The 15738-nt window shown below is 69.5% G+C and carries 16 protein-coding genes; 5 read left to right on the plus strand and 11 right to left on the minus strand.

Annotation, left to right across the window (positions count from 1 at the left end; all coding sequences use genetic code 11):
• The first annotated feature begins 1 nt into the window (after position 1).
• Both LBN7_RS12325 and LBN7_RS12330 read left to right on the plus strand, forming a co-directional pair.
• Positions 2–580 carry a TetR/AcrR family transcriptional regulator gene (locus LBN7_RS12325; RefSeq protein WP_407359794.1) on the plus strand — a complete coding sequence of 193 codons (579 nt, stop codon included), beginning with the start codon at positions 2–4 and terminating at the stop codon, positions 578–580.
• A gap of 56 nt (positions 581–636) precedes the next feature.
• Positions 637–2247: a DUF4407 domain-containing protein gene (locus tag LBN7_RS12330; RefSeq protein ID WP_407359795.1), complete on the plus strand. Its 1611-nt coding sequence runs from the start codon at positions 637–639 to the stop codon at positions 2245–2247.
• 57 nt (positions 2248–2304) lie between these two features.
• Here LBN7_RS12330 and LBN7_RS12335 read toward each other — a convergent pair whose 3' ends face one another.
• Positions 2305–2625 carry a hypothetical protein gene (locus tag LBN7_RS12335; protein ID WP_341947410.1) on the minus strand — a complete coding sequence of 107 codons (321 nt, stop codon included), beginning with the start codon at positions 2623–2625 and terminating at the stop codon, positions 2305–2307.
• An 85-nt stretch (positions 2626–2710) separates the two neighbouring features.
• Here LBN7_RS12335 and LBN7_RS12340 point away from each other — a divergent pair, with 85 nt between their 5' ends.
• Complete coding sequence (locus tag LBN7_RS12340; protein ID WP_243408785.1) at positions 2711–4144, plus strand: PLP-dependent aminotransferase family protein; 1434 nt, start codon at positions 2711–2713, stop codon at positions 4142–4144.
• 73 nt (positions 4145–4217) lie between these two features.
• Positions 4218–5231: an aldo/keto reductase family protein gene (locus LBN7_RS12345; protein WP_341947412.1), complete on the plus strand. Its 1014-nt coding sequence runs from the start codon at positions 4218–4220 to the stop codon at positions 5229–5231.
• A gap of 76 nt (positions 5232–5307) precedes the next feature.
• On the opposite strand, the gene LBN7_RS12350 is transcribed toward LBN7_RS12345, so the two are convergent.
• The 4 genes from LBN7_RS12350 to LBN7_RS12365 are packed head-to-tail and all read right to left on the minus strand — an operon-like array spanning position 5308 to position 9755.
• Entirely contained in the window at positions 5308–6213 is a 906-nt protein-coding gene (locus tag LBN7_RS12350) for a carbohydrate ABC transporter permease (protein ID WP_341947413.1), read from the minus strand.
• Positions 6210–7172, minus strand: coding sequence for a carbohydrate ABC transporter permease (locus LBN7_RS12355; protein ID WP_116633839.1), 963 nt, complete (start codon positions 7170–7172; stop codon positions 6210–6212). The genes LBN7_RS12350 and LBN7_RS12355 overlap by 4 nt, the downstream gene beginning before the upstream one ends.
• Before the next feature lie 3 nt (positions 7173–7175).
• Positions 7176–8486: a sugar ABC transporter substrate-binding protein gene (locus LBN7_RS12360; RefSeq protein WP_116633840.1), complete on the minus strand. Its 1311-nt coding sequence runs from the start codon at positions 8484–8486 to the stop codon at positions 7176–7178.
• 33 nt (positions 8487–8519) lie between these two features.
• Positions 8520–9755 carry an aminotransferase class V-fold PLP-dependent enzyme gene (locus tag LBN7_RS12365; RefSeq protein ID WP_407359796.1) on the minus strand — a complete coding sequence of 412 codons (1236 nt, stop codon included), beginning with the start codon at positions 9753–9755 and terminating at the stop codon, positions 8520–8522.
• Between the two features lie 163 nt (positions 9756–9918).
• On the opposite strand from LBN7_RS12365, the gene LBN7_RS12370 reads away from it, so the two are divergent.
• Positions 9919–10611 (plus strand): FadR/GntR family transcriptional regulator, encoded by a 693-nt coding sequence (locus LBN7_RS12370; RefSeq protein WP_407359797.1) that lies wholly within the window; start codon positions 9919–9921, stop codon positions 10609–10611.
• A gap of 103 nt (positions 10612–10714) precedes the next feature.
• Here LBN7_RS12370 and LBN7_RS12375 read toward each other — a convergent pair whose 3' ends face one another.
• The 6 genes from LBN7_RS12375 to LBN7_RS12400 form a co-directional block, all read right to left on the minus strand.
• The gene (locus LBN7_RS12375) at positions 10715–11230 is read right to left on the minus strand and encodes a glycine cleavage system protein R (protein ID WP_407359798.1); all 516 of its coding nucleotides are present in this window, start codon (positions 11228–11230) and stop codon (positions 10715–10717) included.
• 139 nt (positions 11231–11369) lie between these two features.
• A complete protein-coding gene (locus LBN7_RS12380) occupies positions 11370–12428 on the minus strand; it encodes a PLP-dependent cysteine synthase family protein (RefSeq protein ID WP_341947416.1) in 1059 nt (352 codons plus the stop codon).
• Between the two features lie 22 nt (positions 12429–12450).
• On the minus strand, positions 12451–13116 hold the full coding sequence (locus tag LBN7_RS12385; protein ID WP_407359799.1) for a hypothetical protein: 666 nt from the start codon (positions 13114–13116) through the stop codon (positions 12451–12453).
• A gap of 366 nt (positions 13117–13482) precedes the next feature.
• On the minus strand, positions 13483–14298 hold the full coding sequence (locus tag LBN7_RS12390; protein WP_407359800.1) for a GntR family transcriptional regulator: 816 nt from the start codon (positions 14296–14298) through the stop codon (positions 13483–13485).
• A gap of 1 nt (position 14299) precedes the next feature.
• A complete protein-coding gene (rbsD, locus tag LBN7_RS12395; RefSeq protein WP_407359801.1) occupies positions 14300–14704 on the minus strand; it encodes a D-ribose pyranase in 405 nt (134 codons plus the stop codon).
• A gap of 11 nt (positions 14705–14715) precedes the next feature.
• Positions 14716–15678, minus strand: a complete 963-nt coding sequence (locus LBN7_RS12400) for a ribokinase (RefSeq protein WP_407359802.1) — start codon at positions 15676–15678, stop codon at positions 14716–14718.
• Positions 15679–15738 lie beyond the last annotated feature (60 nt).

The following is a 15738-nucleotide window of genomic DNA, read 5'->3' on the forward strand; positions in this document are numbered from 1 at the left end:
CATGTCAAGTTCGAAGGACGGCTACCACCACGGCGATCTCGCCCGCGCGCTCGAGGATGCCGCGATGCAGCTGCTGGAGCGGATGCCGGCCGCGGAGATCAGCCTTCGCGAGGTCGCTCGCGCGGCGAACGTCAGCCACAACGCTCCGTATCACCACTTCGCCGATCGGCTCGGACTGCTGAAGGCCATCGCCGAGCGCAGCATGGCCGACCTGCTGGAGCAGGTGCGGGTCGCCTCGGTCGCGGCAGGCACCCCCCGAGAACGGCTCATCGAGGGTGGATCGGCGTACATCCGCTTCGCGGTCGAGCATCCGCACGCCTTCGACGCCGTCTACGATCCGACGGTCTGCGTCCCCGGATCGCCGACCGCCACCATGGCGCCGCTCATCCAGGGTCTCGAAGACGTGCTGGCCGAGTCGGCCACCGCGGCAGGGCTCGATACCCCGGCCGATGGACTGGCGCTGTGGGGGCTGATCCACGGGCTGGGCACCCTCGCCGCCGCCGGCCACTTCACGCTCGACCACGCCATCGTCGCGCATGCCGCGACCGTCGACCGGCTCCTCGGAGAGTCGAACCTGTGAGTCGTTCAAAGCCTTCTTCCACGGGATGCACAGGCGACCTTTCGTAGATTGTCGGGATGCCCTATTCCGCCCATCGACCGGGTCGCTACGACTCGCAGGGTCGGATCGTCCTCGACAGCGACCCGAACGCCGAGACCGACGACTTCGACTTCCTGCGCGAGTTCGAGCCCACCGGCACCGACGACGTGACCCGCGAAGTGCCCGTCACCGCGCCTACAGAGGAGACGACGGAGCAGCCGTCACCCGCTCCGAAGCCGGCGCGCAAGCCCCGGGTCCGCAAGCCGCGTCGCGCGCGCACGCCCGGTTCCCGCGCCAGGACTCTGGCGATCCTCGGTGGTGCGGAGGGCGAGATCCTCGACCGCGTCCCCGGCGAGACCCCGCGCTTCGTGCAGATGTTCTTCGTGCTCGCCGGGACCGCACTGGTCTCGGCGATCTCCATGCTGTTCGCCTTGACCACCGGCGTTCAGGCGGCGATGTGGCTGGCCGTGCCGCTGGCACTCGTGTGGGCGCTCATCATCTTCAACCTCGACCGGTTCCTGACGTCGACCATGGCGTCGACCCGGAACGTCTGGAAGCTCATCGGCCTCGCGATCCCGCGAGTGATCATGGCCGCGATCATCGGCTTCGTGGTCGCCGAGCCGCTGGTGCTGCAGATCTTCCACAACGACATCGCACGCGAGGTCGCCTCGACCAACATCACGCAGTCGCAGTCCGACCAGGAGGCCCTCGAGTCGGGGCCGGAGAAGATCGCTCTGGACGCGGCATCCGACCGCGTGGCCGAGCTGGAGAACCAGGCCGCGACCGGAATCGTCGCCGGCACGGATTCGTCCTCGGCGACCGAGTCCGCCGCGCAGGCGACGGTCGACGACCTCACCGCCAAGATGACCGCGCAGCAGGCGGTCATCGATCAGGCCCGCCTGCTGTACCAGTGCGAGCTCACCGGCGAAGGCGCGGGCACGGTCCCCGGCTGCACCGGAGTCAACGGCGAGGGCGCGAGCTCGGATGCCGCCGAGGCGCAGCTCGCCGAGGCGCAGCAGACCTACGACGCGCTGGCTGCGCAGCTGCGCACGGCGAACGACGAGCTCGCCGCCGCCGGCACGTCCGCCAAGGAGAACACCTCGGCGTCGGAGTCGCAGAACCGCGAGCAGGCGCAGTCGCAGCTGCCGGGGGCGCGCGACACCTACGACCAGGCTCTCGCGGCATACAACGCGCGCGCGGATGCCGTGGCGCAGGGCAACGCGGGAGCTGTCGGACTGCTGAGCCAGATCAGCGGACTCAACCGGCTGAGCGAGAAGGAGCCGACGATCCTGTGGGCGCACATCCTGATCGCGGCGCTGTTCTTCATGATCGAGCTGCTGCCCGTGCTGGTGAAGGTCCTCACGAGCTACGGGGACCCGAACCTCTATGAGAAGGCCGCGGCCATCCGCAAGCAGGTCGCGCTCGACAAGGTGACGGCCGAGGGCTTCCGCGACCGCGCCGAGATCGTGACGACACAGTCGCAGGGGATGCAGGCGGATGCCGCCGGCTCCGGTGAACCGCAGACCCGCGCCGAGCGCCGCGAGGCGGCCGAGGCGGCCGAGGCGCAGGAGCGCGAACGGGCCGAGAAGCGCGCGCAGGCGCAGACCCTCGACGAGCAGGAGCAGCTGGTCCGTCCGACAGTCGGCTGAGCCGGCGAAGGCGGCTCAGCCGCGTCGGGAGCACAGGAACCGCAGGCGAGCGGGCTCTCAGGCGAGCTGGAGAAGCCGCTCCGGCGTGGACGTGCTCGTGGAGGTCGGATCGGGGCTGCCGAGATCGCGGATGCGGATGCGGCGGATCGCCGGATCGCCGATCACCGCGTCCGCGATGGATCGGATCAGGGCGACGGTCGACGGGCTGTGCGTCCAGCGCGCACCGGCGAGCTCCGCGTCGATCCGGGCGAGCGGGCCCCGGAGCGCCGGGTCGTGCTGACGGGAGTCCTCGCTGAGCCACTCGACGAGCGCGCCGATGGTCCAATCTGGGTCGATTGGACCGAGATCGGGTGAAGTGCTGGCGAAGAACGTGTCCATTGGTCCAGAATCGGGTCTCATGAGCATCGATCACAGGGCCAATCCGGCGCCAGTGGACCACGGATCGGACACAGGATCATCGACCGTGCTCGTTCGGGCCGGCGAGGTGTCGTCCGAGGGGCTCTCCGGGCGACTGGGGCGCTGGACCCACGGCGACGGCACTCTCGCGGGCCGGCTCGCGCGCGGAATCGCGGGCCTCATCGAGACCGGCGAGCTGCGTCCCGGTGACCGCCTCCCCGCCGAACGCGCGCTCGCCGCCGCCAGCTCGGTGTCTCGGGGCACCGTCGTCGCGGCCTATGCCGACCTCGCCGAGAGCGGGCTCGTCGAGCGGCGGCAGGGGAGCGGAACGCGCATCGCGGGCTCCGCGGCATCCGTCGCCCCCGTGCAGCGACCGGGTCGCGGCGAAGCGCTGTTCTCCGCCCTGCCGAACGCGATCGACCTGCTGCGGACCGTCCCGCAGATCCCCGAGCTCGCCGTGCAGCTGATCCGCGACCATCAGCCACGGCTCGACCTCGCGCTCCTGCCCGAGACGGACCCCGCTGGACTCCCCGTCCTGCGCCAGCTCATCGCGGAGATGTACCGCGCCGAGGGCACGCCGACCACTCCCGAGCAGATCCTCGTGACGCACGGAGCGCAGCAGGCGATCAGCCTCGTCGTGAACGCGCTCGTCGGCCCCGGCGACGTGGTGCTCGCGGAGGAGATCACCTGGCCGGGGGTCACCGACTCGGTGGGGCTGCGCGGCGGCACGGTGCACGGCATCCCGATGGGGCCGGACGGGCTCGACGTCGACGCGCTCGAGCAGGCGCTTGCGCGGCTGCGGCCCGCACTCGTCGCGCTCAACCCGCACCACCAGAACCCGACCGGGACGCGTCTGCCCGTCGCCGCCCGGCGCCGCGTCGCGGAGCTCGCCGCGGTCTACGGCGTGCCCGTGATCGAGGACCGCGTCGTCGCAGGCATCTCCTTCGACGGCGTCGTGCCGCCCACCCTCGCGGCAGAGCGGGCCGATGCGCCGATCATCGTCGTCGAGTCCGTCTCGAAGTGGGCGTGGGCGGGGCTGCGGATCGGCTGGCTGCGCGCCGAGCCGGTGCTCGTGCGGCGGCTGCGCGGCGCACGGCAGCTCGCCGACCAGTCCACCAGTGTGCCGGGGCAGCTCATCGCGCTCGACCTCATCGCGCACGCTGAGGAGCTGCGGCGTGCGAACAGCCGCATCCACCAGGAGCGCCTCGGGCTCCTCCAGCGCCTGATGGCCGAGCACCTGCCCGACTGGCAGGTCGACCCGCCGCGTGGTGGCCTGTCGCTCTGGGTCGCGCTGCCCGCGGGATCCGCCGACGCCCTCGCCCGGATCGCGGCCACCCACGGCGTCTCGATCGCCGGGAGTGCCGCGTTCGCGGCATCCGTCTCCTCCGACGACCACATCCGGATCCCGTTCACCGCACCCGACGACGTGCTCACGGAGGGCATCCGCCGGCTCGGCGCGGCGTGGCGCGAGTATCGGGAGACTCTCGGGCGTGCTTCCTAGGATGACGATGTCCGCCTGAGACCGGTCACGGAATCCCGCCCTCGGCCCGCTCGGCAGCGACTAGCGTGGGAACATGGTCAACTATCGCTATCTCGGAAACAGCGGTCTCAAGGTCTCGGAGATCACCTACGGCAACTGGGTCACCCACGCATCGCAGGTCGGCGATGACGCCGCCGTGAAGACGGTCCACGCGGCGCTCGACGCCGGCATCACCACATTCGACACCGCAGACACCTATGCCAACACCGCCGCCGAGGTCGTGCTCGGCAAGGCTCTGGAAGGACAGCGCCGCGAAGGGCTGGAGATCTTCACGAAGGTCTACTTCCCGACCGGCCCGAAGGGTCCGAACGACACCGGCCTGAGCCGCAAGCACATCCTCGAGTCGATCAACGGCTCGCTGAAGCGCCTCGGAACCGACTACGTCGACCTGTACCAGGCGCACCGCTTCGACTACGAGACGCCGCTCGAGGAGACCTTCCAGGCCTTCGCCGACGTCGTGCGTCAGGGCAAGGCGCTGTACATCGGCGTCTCGGAGTGGACCGCCGAGCAGCTGCGCGAGGGCCACGCGATCGCGAAGCAGCTCGGCGTTCAGCTCATCTCGAACCAGCCCCAGTACTCGATGCTGTGGCGGGTCATCGAGGGCAAGGTCGTCCCGGCATCCGAAGAGCTCGGCATCTCGCAGATCGTCTGGTCGCCGATGGCGCAGGGGGTGCTCAGCGGCAAGTACCTCCCCGGTCAGCCGGTGCCCGAGGGATCGCGCGCGACCGACCCGCACAGCGGTGCCGACTTCATCAAGAGCTTCCTGCAGGACGACATCCTCACCGCCGTGCAGCGGCTCAAGCCGATCGCCGACGAGGCGGGCCTCTCGATGCCGCAGCTCGCGATCGCGTGGGTGCTGCAGAACCCGAACATCGCCGCGGCGCTGGTCGGAGCATCCCGTCCGGAGCAGCTCGCCGAGACGGTCAAGGCCTCGGGCGTGAAGCTCGACGCCGACACGCTCGCGGCGATCGACACGGCACTCGGCGATGCGGTCAACCGCGACGCCGAGCACACCTACTCGGTCTCGCCGAAGCACCGCCTGACCTGAGCCTCGCGTTCCGGTCGCGAAAACGGCTCCATCCGCATGTCGGATGGAGCCGTTTCTGCGACCGGAACCGGCTCGATTACTCCTTCACGGCGCCGGCCGTCAGGCCCTGCACGATCCAGCGGCTCGCGAGCGCGAACATCGCCATGGTCGGCAGGATCGTCAGGACCGCTGCGGCGCTCATCGAGCCCCAGTCGATGTTGAACGTCGAGATGAAGCCGTTCAGCGCCGAGGGGACCGTGCGGTTCTCGTCGGTGTTCATCAGCACGACCGACAGGAACAGCTCGTTCCAGCAGTTCACGAAGTTGAAGATGAACGCCGCGATGATGCCGGGCGTCATGACCGGCACGAGCACCCGGAACAGGGCGCCGAGGCGGGAGCATCCGTCGATCATCGCCGCCTCCTCCAGCGCATCCGGCACGTTCTCGAAGAAGCCCCGCAGCATGACGGTCGAGAACGGGATGCAGATCGCGATGTAGACGAGGATGAGGCCGGGCTTGGTGTCGACCAGACCCAGGTCGGTCATCATCGAGTACAGCGGTCCCAGGGCGATGAACGCCGGGATCATCTGGGTGAGCAGGAACGCGATCAGCACCGCGCCCTTCCCGCGGAACTCGAAGCGGGCGATCACGTAGGCGGAGAGCAATGCGATCAGCGTGGCCACCGCGCCGGCGACGATCGCCACCAGGGCCGAGTTGCCGAGGAACACCGCGAACGAGCTCTGCTGGAACAGGTTCACGTAGTTCTCGAACGAGGGCTCGCTGGGCCAGTACTCGATCGGGAACCGGTTGATCGTGCCCGGCGACTTGATCGACGTCAGCGCGATCCAGTAGAGCGGGAAGAGCGTGATCACCAGCCAGAGCCCGAGGCCGACGACGCGCACAACGCCGCCCGGCGTCACCCGGCGCTTCGGACGCGGAGCCCTGGCCGGGTCGGGGACGGTGAGCCGCCTGGTCTCCGTCATGGTGGTACCGGTGATGGTCATCGCTGGGCCCTCCGCATCGCCATCAGATAGAACGCGCAGAACACGAACAGGAACGCGACGACGATGAGGCCGATCGCGCTCGCGATGCCGTAGTTGCCCTGCTGGGTGTAGTTGATCATCCAGGTCGTGATGATGTGGGTCTGGTTCGCGGGCCCGCCGTTGGTCATGGCGTAGATGATGTCCGGGAAGTTGAAGATCCAGATCACGCGCAGCAGGATCGTGAGCAGCAGCGTCACCGCGATGTACGGGATGATGATCGAGAACAGCTGTCGCACCTTGCCGGCGCCGTCGAGGCTCGCGGCCTCCAGCATCTCGTCCGGGACGGACTGGAGCGCGGCCAGGATCATGATCGCGAAGAACGTCACGCCGTACCAGATGTTGGCGACGATCACGGCGATCATCGCGAGCTTCGGGTCGGCGAGCCAGGGCAGCGGGGCGTCGATCAGACCGGCCTTCATGAGCAGGTCGTTGACGACGCCGAACTCGGCGTTGAACATCCAGCGGAACAGCATCCCGATCAGGAAGCCCGACACCGCCCAGGGGAAGAACACGAGGGCCTGGTAGAGCCCGCGGAAGCGGAACCGCTTGCGCAGGGCGAGGGCGATCAGGAAGCCGATCACCAGCTGCGGGACGAGGGAGCCGACCACCCAGAGGATCGAGTTCCACGCCACGACGGGGAACGCCGGATCCTGGAACACCGCGACGAAGTTGTCGAAGCCGACGAACGGGGTCGACGTGAGGTCCCAGAGGTTCCAGTCGTGGAAGGCCATGCGGGCGCCCTGCAGCATCGGCCAGTATGTGAACCAGCACACGAAGACGATCGCCGGGGCCATGAAGGCCAGGAGCGTCAGCGCGTGCCGGCCGCGGAACGGCCGGCGCCGGGGGCCGGGGGAGGCCCCGCCGGCGGCTTCTTTCGAAGCCGTGCCGACGGAACCTCCCTCGCGAGCGGTCAGGGCCACGGGTCAGCCCTTCTCCGCGGCGTACTTCTCCGTCCAGAAGGCGTCCCAGGATGCCAGCAGATCGCTCGTCGACATGTTGCCGAGCAGCACGTTCTGCACATCCTGGTCGGACTTCTGGATCCACTCGGTCCACCAGCTGACGCCGCGCGGCTGGCGCACGTTGACGTAGGTGTCCGGGTCTTCCGTCATGGTGACGTAGCTCGTCCACGGGCCGGTGGAGTAGAAGTCGTCGTCCGCCGCTTCGGTGATGATCGGCACGAGGCTGTTCGCCTGCGCGAACTCGGTCGCGGGCTCGGCGGACGAGAGGAACTCGACGAGCTTCACCGCCGCCTCCTTGTTCTCGCTCGCCTCGGCGACGCCCCATCCGGCCACGGCCAGCGGCTGCGCGGCCTTGCCCGACGGGCCCACGAGGAGCGGAGCGGTGTCCCACTGGTCCTCGGTGAGGTTCGAGTCCTGGACCGTCGCGATGACCTCGGGGTCCTGCAGCAGGAACGCCGTGGTGCCGTTCGTGAATCCGGCGACCATCTCGGGGTAGCCCCACGACACGGCCGAGGGCGGCGATGCCTTCTCGAAGAGGGCGAAGTAGTCGTCGACGGCATCCTGCGCCTCGGGCGCCGCGAAGATCGTCGAGCCGTCCTTCATCAGGAAGGCGTCGTCGACGTTCAGATCGTCGATCGTGTACGCCTCGATGGCGGCGACCACGTTGCTGTTCGCGTTCGGGCCGCCGCGGAAGGCGTAGCCGTAGACGTTGTTCGACGGGTCCTGGATCGCGCTCGCCTGCTCGAGCAGGTCTTCCCAGCTCTTCGGCGGACCGTCGAAGCCGGCCTTCTCGACGAGGTCGGTGCGGTAGAACAGCGACAGGCCGTAGAAGCCGTACGGGACGAAGTAGCTGTTGCCGTCTTCTGCGACCGACGCGGACTTGGCGTTGTCGGTCAAGGCGTCCCAGCCGTCCCACTTCTCCAGGTCGTCGCCGAGGTCGTACAGCCAGCCGTTGTTGGCGAACGGTCCGACCGTGATGTCGCGCACCTCGAGGAGGTCGACGCCCTTGCCGGACTGCAGCATCTGCTGGATCTTCTGGTCGGCCTGCTCGGTGGGCGGCGAGACCAGGTTGACCTTGATCTTCGGGTTCTCCTTCTCGAACTCGTCGAGGAGTCCGCGGATGAGGTCGGTGCGCGCCGGGTTGGTCAGGCTCTCGACCATCTGCAGGGTGACGGTCCCGTCGGCGGACGGGCCGCCGCCGGCGGAGCAGCCGGTGAGCGCGAGGACGGCGACGGTGCCGACTCCCGCCGCTGTCGTCAAGATCTTGTTCTTCACGATGTGCCTCTCAGTTGGTGTTTCGGGTGGGGGTCAGGGGATGATGACGGATGCCGCGGGCCGGATGCCGGCACGCTGGAGGATCTGCGGGATGCAGCGCTCCACGAAAGCCTCGAAGTCGGATGCCTCGGAGTAGAGGTGCGCCGACAGGCGGAAGTAGCCGATGCCGCGGAAGCTGGTGAACGCGGTCTCGACCCCGGTCTCGTCGAGCAGGTCCATGCGCAGGGCGTCGGCCTCCTCCCGCGTGGCGCCGAGGCCGAGGGGGAGGCGGACGAGTCGCATCGACGGAACGGGCGAGGGGAGCGGGGTGAGGGGCTCCTCGTCGGCGTAGGGGCGGAAGCCCTCGGCGATGATCTCAGCGCCGGCATCCGCGAGCACCGCCATCGTCTCGCGCGCACGCTGCCAGCCGTACTCGCTCTCGATGAAGTCGATGGCGGCGGGGGTGGCGAGGTAGGTCGTCGCGTCGATCGTGCCCTGCGTGTCGAAGCGCGTCGGGTACGACTCCTGCGCCGCCCACGAGTCGATCAGGGGCCAGAGCTCTTCGCGGTCGTGCGTCTCTGTCACGAGCAGCGCCGAGCCGCGCGGAGCGCAGGGCCACTTGTGCAGGTTGCCGAACCACCAGTCGCCGCCGGCGACGGCTGCGGCATCCGCGACGAGGCCGGGGGCGTGGGCGCCGTCGACGAGCGTGCGCACTCCGCGGTCGGCTGCGAGTTCGGCGATGCGTCGGGTCGGCAGCAGCCGGGCGGTCGGGGAGGTGATCTGATCGACGACGATGAGCTTCGTGCGCGGGGTGAGGGCAGCGGCGAACAGCTCGACGATCTCGTCGTCGGAGCCCAGCAGCGGGAGCTCGACGACCCGCACGGTCGCGCCGAAGCGGCGGGCGAGGCGCTGCGCCCCCATCGTGATCGCGCCGTAGCCCTGATCGGTGACGAGGATCTCGTCTCCGCTATCGAGGCGGAGCGCGTTGTAGACGACGGTGGCAGCGGCAGAGGCGTTCGGCACGAAGGCACTGTCCTCGGGGCGAGCGCCCACGAACGGGGCGGTCAGCTCCCGGGCGGCGCGCACGCGCTCGGCGATGCGGGGGAACCACTCGACCGGGCTCAGATCCGCCTTGCGGCGCAGCGCGTCCTGCTGCTCGACGACGGCGGTGGGGACGGCGCCGAACGAGCCGTGGTTGAGGTGGATGATCGCCGGATCCAGGGGCCAGGCATCCCGCGCACGGTCGAACGACCTCAGTCGGAGCGGGGCGGGGAAACCGGTGGCCTGCATGGGTCCTCTTCAACACGTCGGGGGGAGTTGTTGCACAACTTTGCCACACAGGTCGATAGATCACCAGAAATCACGCACAATTTAATAAAGTCGTCATACAAGTTGGTTGCGCGATCGGCATCCGACAGACTCACAGGAGATCCGGGTGCCAGAGAGGAACACGATGAGCGCGTTGGACAAAGCGCTGCACGGGCTGCGGGCGCTCATCGCCGACGGTGCCCTGCGGCCGGGGGACAGACTGCCCAGCGAGGGCGAGCTCTGCGAACGGCTCGGCGTCTCTCGCGGATCACTCCGCGAGGCGATCCGCACGCTCGGCGCCCTCGGCGTGCTGGAGACCCGGCACGGGTCCGGCAGCTACGTCAGCGAGCTGCGCGCCGCCGACCTCATCGGCAGCCTGTCGCTCACCGTGGGGCTTCTGCCCATGGCGGGAGTACTCGAGCTCACCGAGCTGCGGCGCGTGCTCGAACCGCACGCTGCTGCGCTCGCCGCGGCGCGTATCGATGAAGAGACCGTGGAGAAGCTCGACGCGCTCCTCGGCGAGATCGAGGTCAGCGACGACTTCGAGGATCACTCGCGGCTCGACCACGAGTTCCACATGACGATCTCGAAGGTCGCCGGCAACGACGCCCTCACCAGCCTGATCGACGTGCTCCGGTCGCGCTCGCGCGCCTATCGGATCCACGATGTGCACGATGCGGCCGAGCTCAAGCTGCATTCGGATGCCGGGCACCGCGCGATCCTCCGCGGTCTCGCCGCGGCCGATCCGGTGGCGGCCTCGGCGGCCGCGTCTTCGCATGTCGCGTACACCGAGTACTGGGTGCGCAAGTACACCGAGGTGGACGAGCAGGCTGACTGAGACAGTCGACGTCCCGATCTGCGGATGTCGTCCCGATCTGCGGAGGATTCTGACCGATCCGTGAGCTGATCGGGTCACGGTCAGCAGATCGGGACGCAGGCGGTCAGGCGAGGGTGATGTCGACCTGGATCTCGGCGGCGATGCGCTCGAGGTCGGCGCGCAGCGCGTCGAGATCGACCGTCGCCGGAACGCGCGCGGTGACGGACGCCTCGAACAGGCGACCGCCGGCCATCGCGGCATCCCGGGTCTCGGTCGCCAGCTCCTCGATGCTCAGGGCGTGCTGACTCAGCACCGTCGAGATCTCGCGGACGATGCCGTGGCGGTCGTTGCCGAGCACCTGGATCGTCAGGAGCTGCTCGTCGTCGAGATCGACGGCGGGGGTGCCCGTGAGCACGGCGAGGGTCAACAGGCCCTGGCCCTGCAGCGAGCGCAGCGCGGTCTGGAGCTCGGGCGCGCGGTCTTCGGGGACGGACACCTCGATCACGCCCGCGAACGTGCCGGCGAGTTCTGCCAGCGAGCTGTTCTCCCAGTTGCCGCCGTGCGCATCGACGACATCGGCGACAGCGGCCACGAGGCCCGGACGGTCTGCACCCGCGACGGTGAGGATCAGAGTGGTCATGCCGCCAGCGTAGCCCGATCGGCCATCGCCGAAGGGCTGGGTCGCTGAGCCTGCTCGGGCCCTTCGACAAGCTCAGGGACCCAGGGGTGCGGGAGTCATGGCCCCAGGGGTGCGGGAGCCGGGGAGCCGGGGGTGCGGGTCAGTCGGCCCAGACGCCCGTCTCGAGGAAGGCGTCCAGACGTGCGCGATGCGGGGCGAGGTCCCAGCCCTGGGCGGCGACCCACTCGTCGGAGTAGTAGGTGCCGGCGTAGCGGATGCCGCTGTCGCAGATGAGTGTCACGACGCTGCCGGTCTCGCCGGCCGCCCGCATCCGGGCGATGAGCTGGAACGCGCCGTAGAGGTTGGTGCCCGTCGACCCGCCCGCCCAGTGCAGGGTGCGTGCGCGCAGCATCCGGATCGCGGCGATCGAACCCGCATCCGGCACCCGGATCATCTCGTCGATCACACTCGGCACGAACGACGGCTCGACGCGGGGCCGTCCGATGCCCTCGATGCGGCTCGGTCGTCCGGCGGGGGCGTCGACGGTGCCGGCCCAGCCGTCGTAGAACGCCGAGCCCTCCGGGTCGACCACGGCGATCTGCGTCTCGTGCCGTCGGTACTTCACGTACCGTCCGAAGGTCGCGCTCGTGCCGCCGGTGCCGGCGCCCACGACGATCCAGCGGGGGATCGGATGCCTCTCCTGGGAGAGCTGGCTGAACACGCTCTCCGCGATGTTGTTGTTGCCGCGCCAGTCGGTCGCCCGCTCGGCGAACGTGAACTGGTCGAGGTAGTGGCCGTGGCAGTCCGAGGCGAGACGCTGAGCTTCGGGCGACATGTCCTCCGCGCGGTCGACGAAGTGGCACCGTCCGCCGTAGAACTCGATGAGGTCGATCTTCTCCTGGCTGGTGGAACGCGGCACGACGGTGACGAACGGCAGTCCCAGCATCCGCGCGAAGTACGCCTCCGAGACCGCGGTCGACCCGCTCGACGACTCGACGAGCGTCGTGTTCTCGTGGATGCGTCCGTTGACGAGCCCGTAGAGCAGGAGCGAGCGGGCCAGGCGGTGCTTGAGGGAACCGGTCGGATGCACCGACTCGTCCTTCAGGTACAGGTCGATGCCCCACTCCGGCGGCAGCGGGAACAGATGCAGGTGCGTGTCGGCGCTGCGATTGGCATCGGCTTCCAGCAGGGCGATCGCGGTGCTGGTCCAGGAGGTCACGGATCGAGCGTAACGCGCCCGCTCACTTGTCGGTGTAGCCGCCTTCGCCGGTCTCGCCGTCATAGGTGAAGACCTTGTCCTCGAGGGTGATCTTTATATCGTCGCCGAGCGGCTGCTGCGCGAGCAGGCGCTCCTCGAGCATTGCCATGCGTTCGTCGTACTCCTGCGCCTGCTGTTCGTCGATCCCCCAGATCGTCGCGACCTTCATGTCGGTCATCAGATACAGGAACGCCGAGACGGCGGTGCGGTTGTACTCGGTGTCGGGGATCGTCTGCCAGAGCGCGCCGGAGTCGCGCAGGCGCTTGTACTCATCGATCTTCGCCGCGAGCCGGTCCGCGATCCCCGAGGCGTCGGCGTCAGGGCCGGCAGGCTCGTCGTCGGACGGCTGGTCGTCGGAGGGGGCATCCGGCTCTTCGGCGAACGCGCTCGGGCTCGGTACCGGGACCGGGACCGGCGGGGAAGCCTCGTCCGACCCGCGGACGAGGAACCCGACGAGCACGGCGACGCCGACGACCGCGAAGATGACGAGACCGCCGACCACGGCCAGCACGATGCCGAGGGCGTTCGAGGACTTCGCCGGGGCAGGTGCCGGGTACGCGGGTGCGGGAGCGGATGCCGGGTGGCCGCCCGCGGTCGCGTAGGGCGGCAGAGGTGCGGCGGAGGGTCCGGGAGGAACGGGAGCGCTCACCGGTGGCGCGAGCGGGACGACGGGCGGGAAACTCGGAGCGCTGCCGCCTTCGTCCACAGGTGGAGGCGGAATGACGTCGTCTGTTCCGGCCCCTGTCTGCTCGTCTGTCATCGTTCTCCCCTGGATCGACGGCCCCTGCCGGATGCCCTCTCCGAAAGGTAGTCGTTTCCGTCATCGACCGTGCGGGCAGATCTGCTCAGGTGGTCATGCTGTGGGGAGAATCTTCGCCACCATCCGCGACGTGCAGGAGAGATCGTCAGTCGTGCGCGGGCCGCTCGGGGCCCAGGGTTCCTGCTGATTGCTCTCCTGCGGCGTCGTCTTGTCGCGCGGTTCGTCGGTACTCGGGATGACCGCGTCAGGCCCTCTTCAGCCGACCGTGCCCGCGCGAGAGGCACCGCCATCGCCGTCGACGTGCAGGAGAGACGCCTGCGACTGCTCCTGCTGCAGCTGGAACTCGAAGCGCGACCGATCGCCGCGGTGGTAGGCGATGAAGTACTCCATGGGGGCGCCGTCGGCGCTGCGGCTCACGCTGCGCAGCCGCAGCAGAGCCGAGCCCGCACTGACGCCGAGGAGCTGCGCCTGCTCGTGGGTCGCGACCGTGGCCTCCGCTGAGCGGACGCCGTGCGTCGCGACGACGCCGTTGTCGGCGAGGAGACGGTACAGCGACGCCTCGGTCAGATCGGCGTCGAGGGTGACGGCGCCGACGGCATCCGGCATCCAGGTCGTGGAGAGCGACCACGGCTCGCCGTCCACATGACGCAGTCGCTCGAGGGCGACGACCGGTGACCCGACGGGGATCTCCAGGGCGAGCGCGACCTCCTCATCGGCAGTCGTCCGTTCGTGCCGCAGCACATCGCTGTGCACGTGGCCGCCGCGACGCTCCACGTCGTCGTACAGGCCGACGAGCGTGTGCACGAGGCTCTCGCTCGTGCGCGGTCGCGACACGAACGTGCCCTTGCCCTTGACCCGCTCGACCAGCCCTTCGTGCTCCAGCTGGGCGAGAGCCTGTCGCACGACGGTGCGCGAGATGCCGTAGCGCTCGCACAGGCGGTGCTCCCCGGGCAGCGGATCGCCGGGCTGCAGGCCGTCTCGCGCGATGCCGTCGATGATCAGCTGGCGCAGCTGGTCGTACATCGGAGCGGCGGAGTGCCGGTCGATCGTGTCCGCAACGGTGCCGGTCATGTCAGTACGCGACCCCCGCGTGCAGGATGACGTTCGCATAGGGCGTGAACTCGCCGGAGCGCACGAACGCCCGCGCGCCCTGCGTGAGCTTCTTGAACTCGACGTGCGGCACGAGCTCGATCTCGAACCCCATCCCGGTGAAGCGCTCGCGCAGGGCGTCGAGCACCTGCGGGCTCTTCTCGGCGACCTCGGCGGACACCGTCGCGCCCTCCACCACGAGCTCGGCCAGCACGGTGTCGAGCACATCGAGGAAGGCCGGTGCTCCGGGTCGATACGCCAGGTCGATGCGCTCCGAGCCGAGCGGGATCGGCAGGCCGGCATCGGTCACGACGAGCAGGTCGGTGTGCCCGGTCTCGCTGATCACCCGTGAGAGCGCGGGGTTGATCGTGGTCGCTGACTTGCGCATGGGGGTTCTCCTCAGTTCGTCGCGGTCGCGGATTCCCGCGCCTCGAGGAAGGCATCGACATCGGCACGGTGCGGCAGGCTCGGCGACGCGCCCTGCGTGGTCACGGTCAGCGCTCCGGCCGCCGTGGCCAGGCGCACGGCTTCGCTCAGCGTGCTGCCGTTCGCGAGGGCGGCGCCGAGGTAGCCGGCGTAGGCGTCGCCGGCCGCGGTCGTGTCGACCGCCTCGACCGGGAACGGCGGGACGATCGTCGCGCCGTCCGCCGTCACGACGCAGGACCCCTGCCCCGCGAGCGTGATGACCGCGGCGCCCACGCCCTGCTGGAGGAACCAGAGGCCGGCGCGCTCCGCCGACGCGGCATCCGTCACCTCGATCCCGCTGATCAGCGAGGCCTCGGTCTCGTTGGGGGTGACGATGTCGACGCTCCGCCAGATCTCGGCCGGGAGCTCGGCAGCGGGCGCCGGATCGAGGATCACGGTCATCCCGTGCTCGCGCCCGCGTGCCGTGATGTGGGCGGTGAGCGCGGACGGCGTCTCGAGCTGGGTCAGGAGGACGGATGTCGTCGACGCCAGCGCACCGAGCGCGGCGTCGATCTGCTCGGTGCTCAGGGCGGCGTTGGCGAGCGGGACCATCACGATGTCGTTCTGCGCGGAGGCGTCGACGCGGATGTGCGCGATGCCGGTCGGGCCCGGGACCGTGCGCAGGTGCGTGAGGTCGACTCCCGCGTCGCCGAGTCCGTCGACGACGAGGTCGTGGAACAGGTCGTCGCCGACGCAGCCCACGAAGCTGGTGCGGGCGCCGGAGCGCCCGGCGGCGACCGCCTGGTTGGCGCCCTTGCCGCCGAGCATGAGCGTGAACTCGTCGCCGAGGATCGTCTCGCCCCGGGCGGGGAGGCGCCGTGAGAAGGTGGTCACATCGGCGGTCACGCTGCCGACGATGACGACGCCGGAGCGATCGCCGGGAAGTGCGGGGGACATCTCGCTCCTGATCCTCTTCGACAGCACGCTCGGCCGCGTCGGCGTCTTTGACAGACGTCG

Source organism: Microbacterium sp. LBN7 (genome assembly GCF_045690345.1).
Taxonomy (GTDB): Bacteria; Actinomycetota; Actinomycetes; order Actinomycetales; family Microbacteriaceae; genus Microbacterium.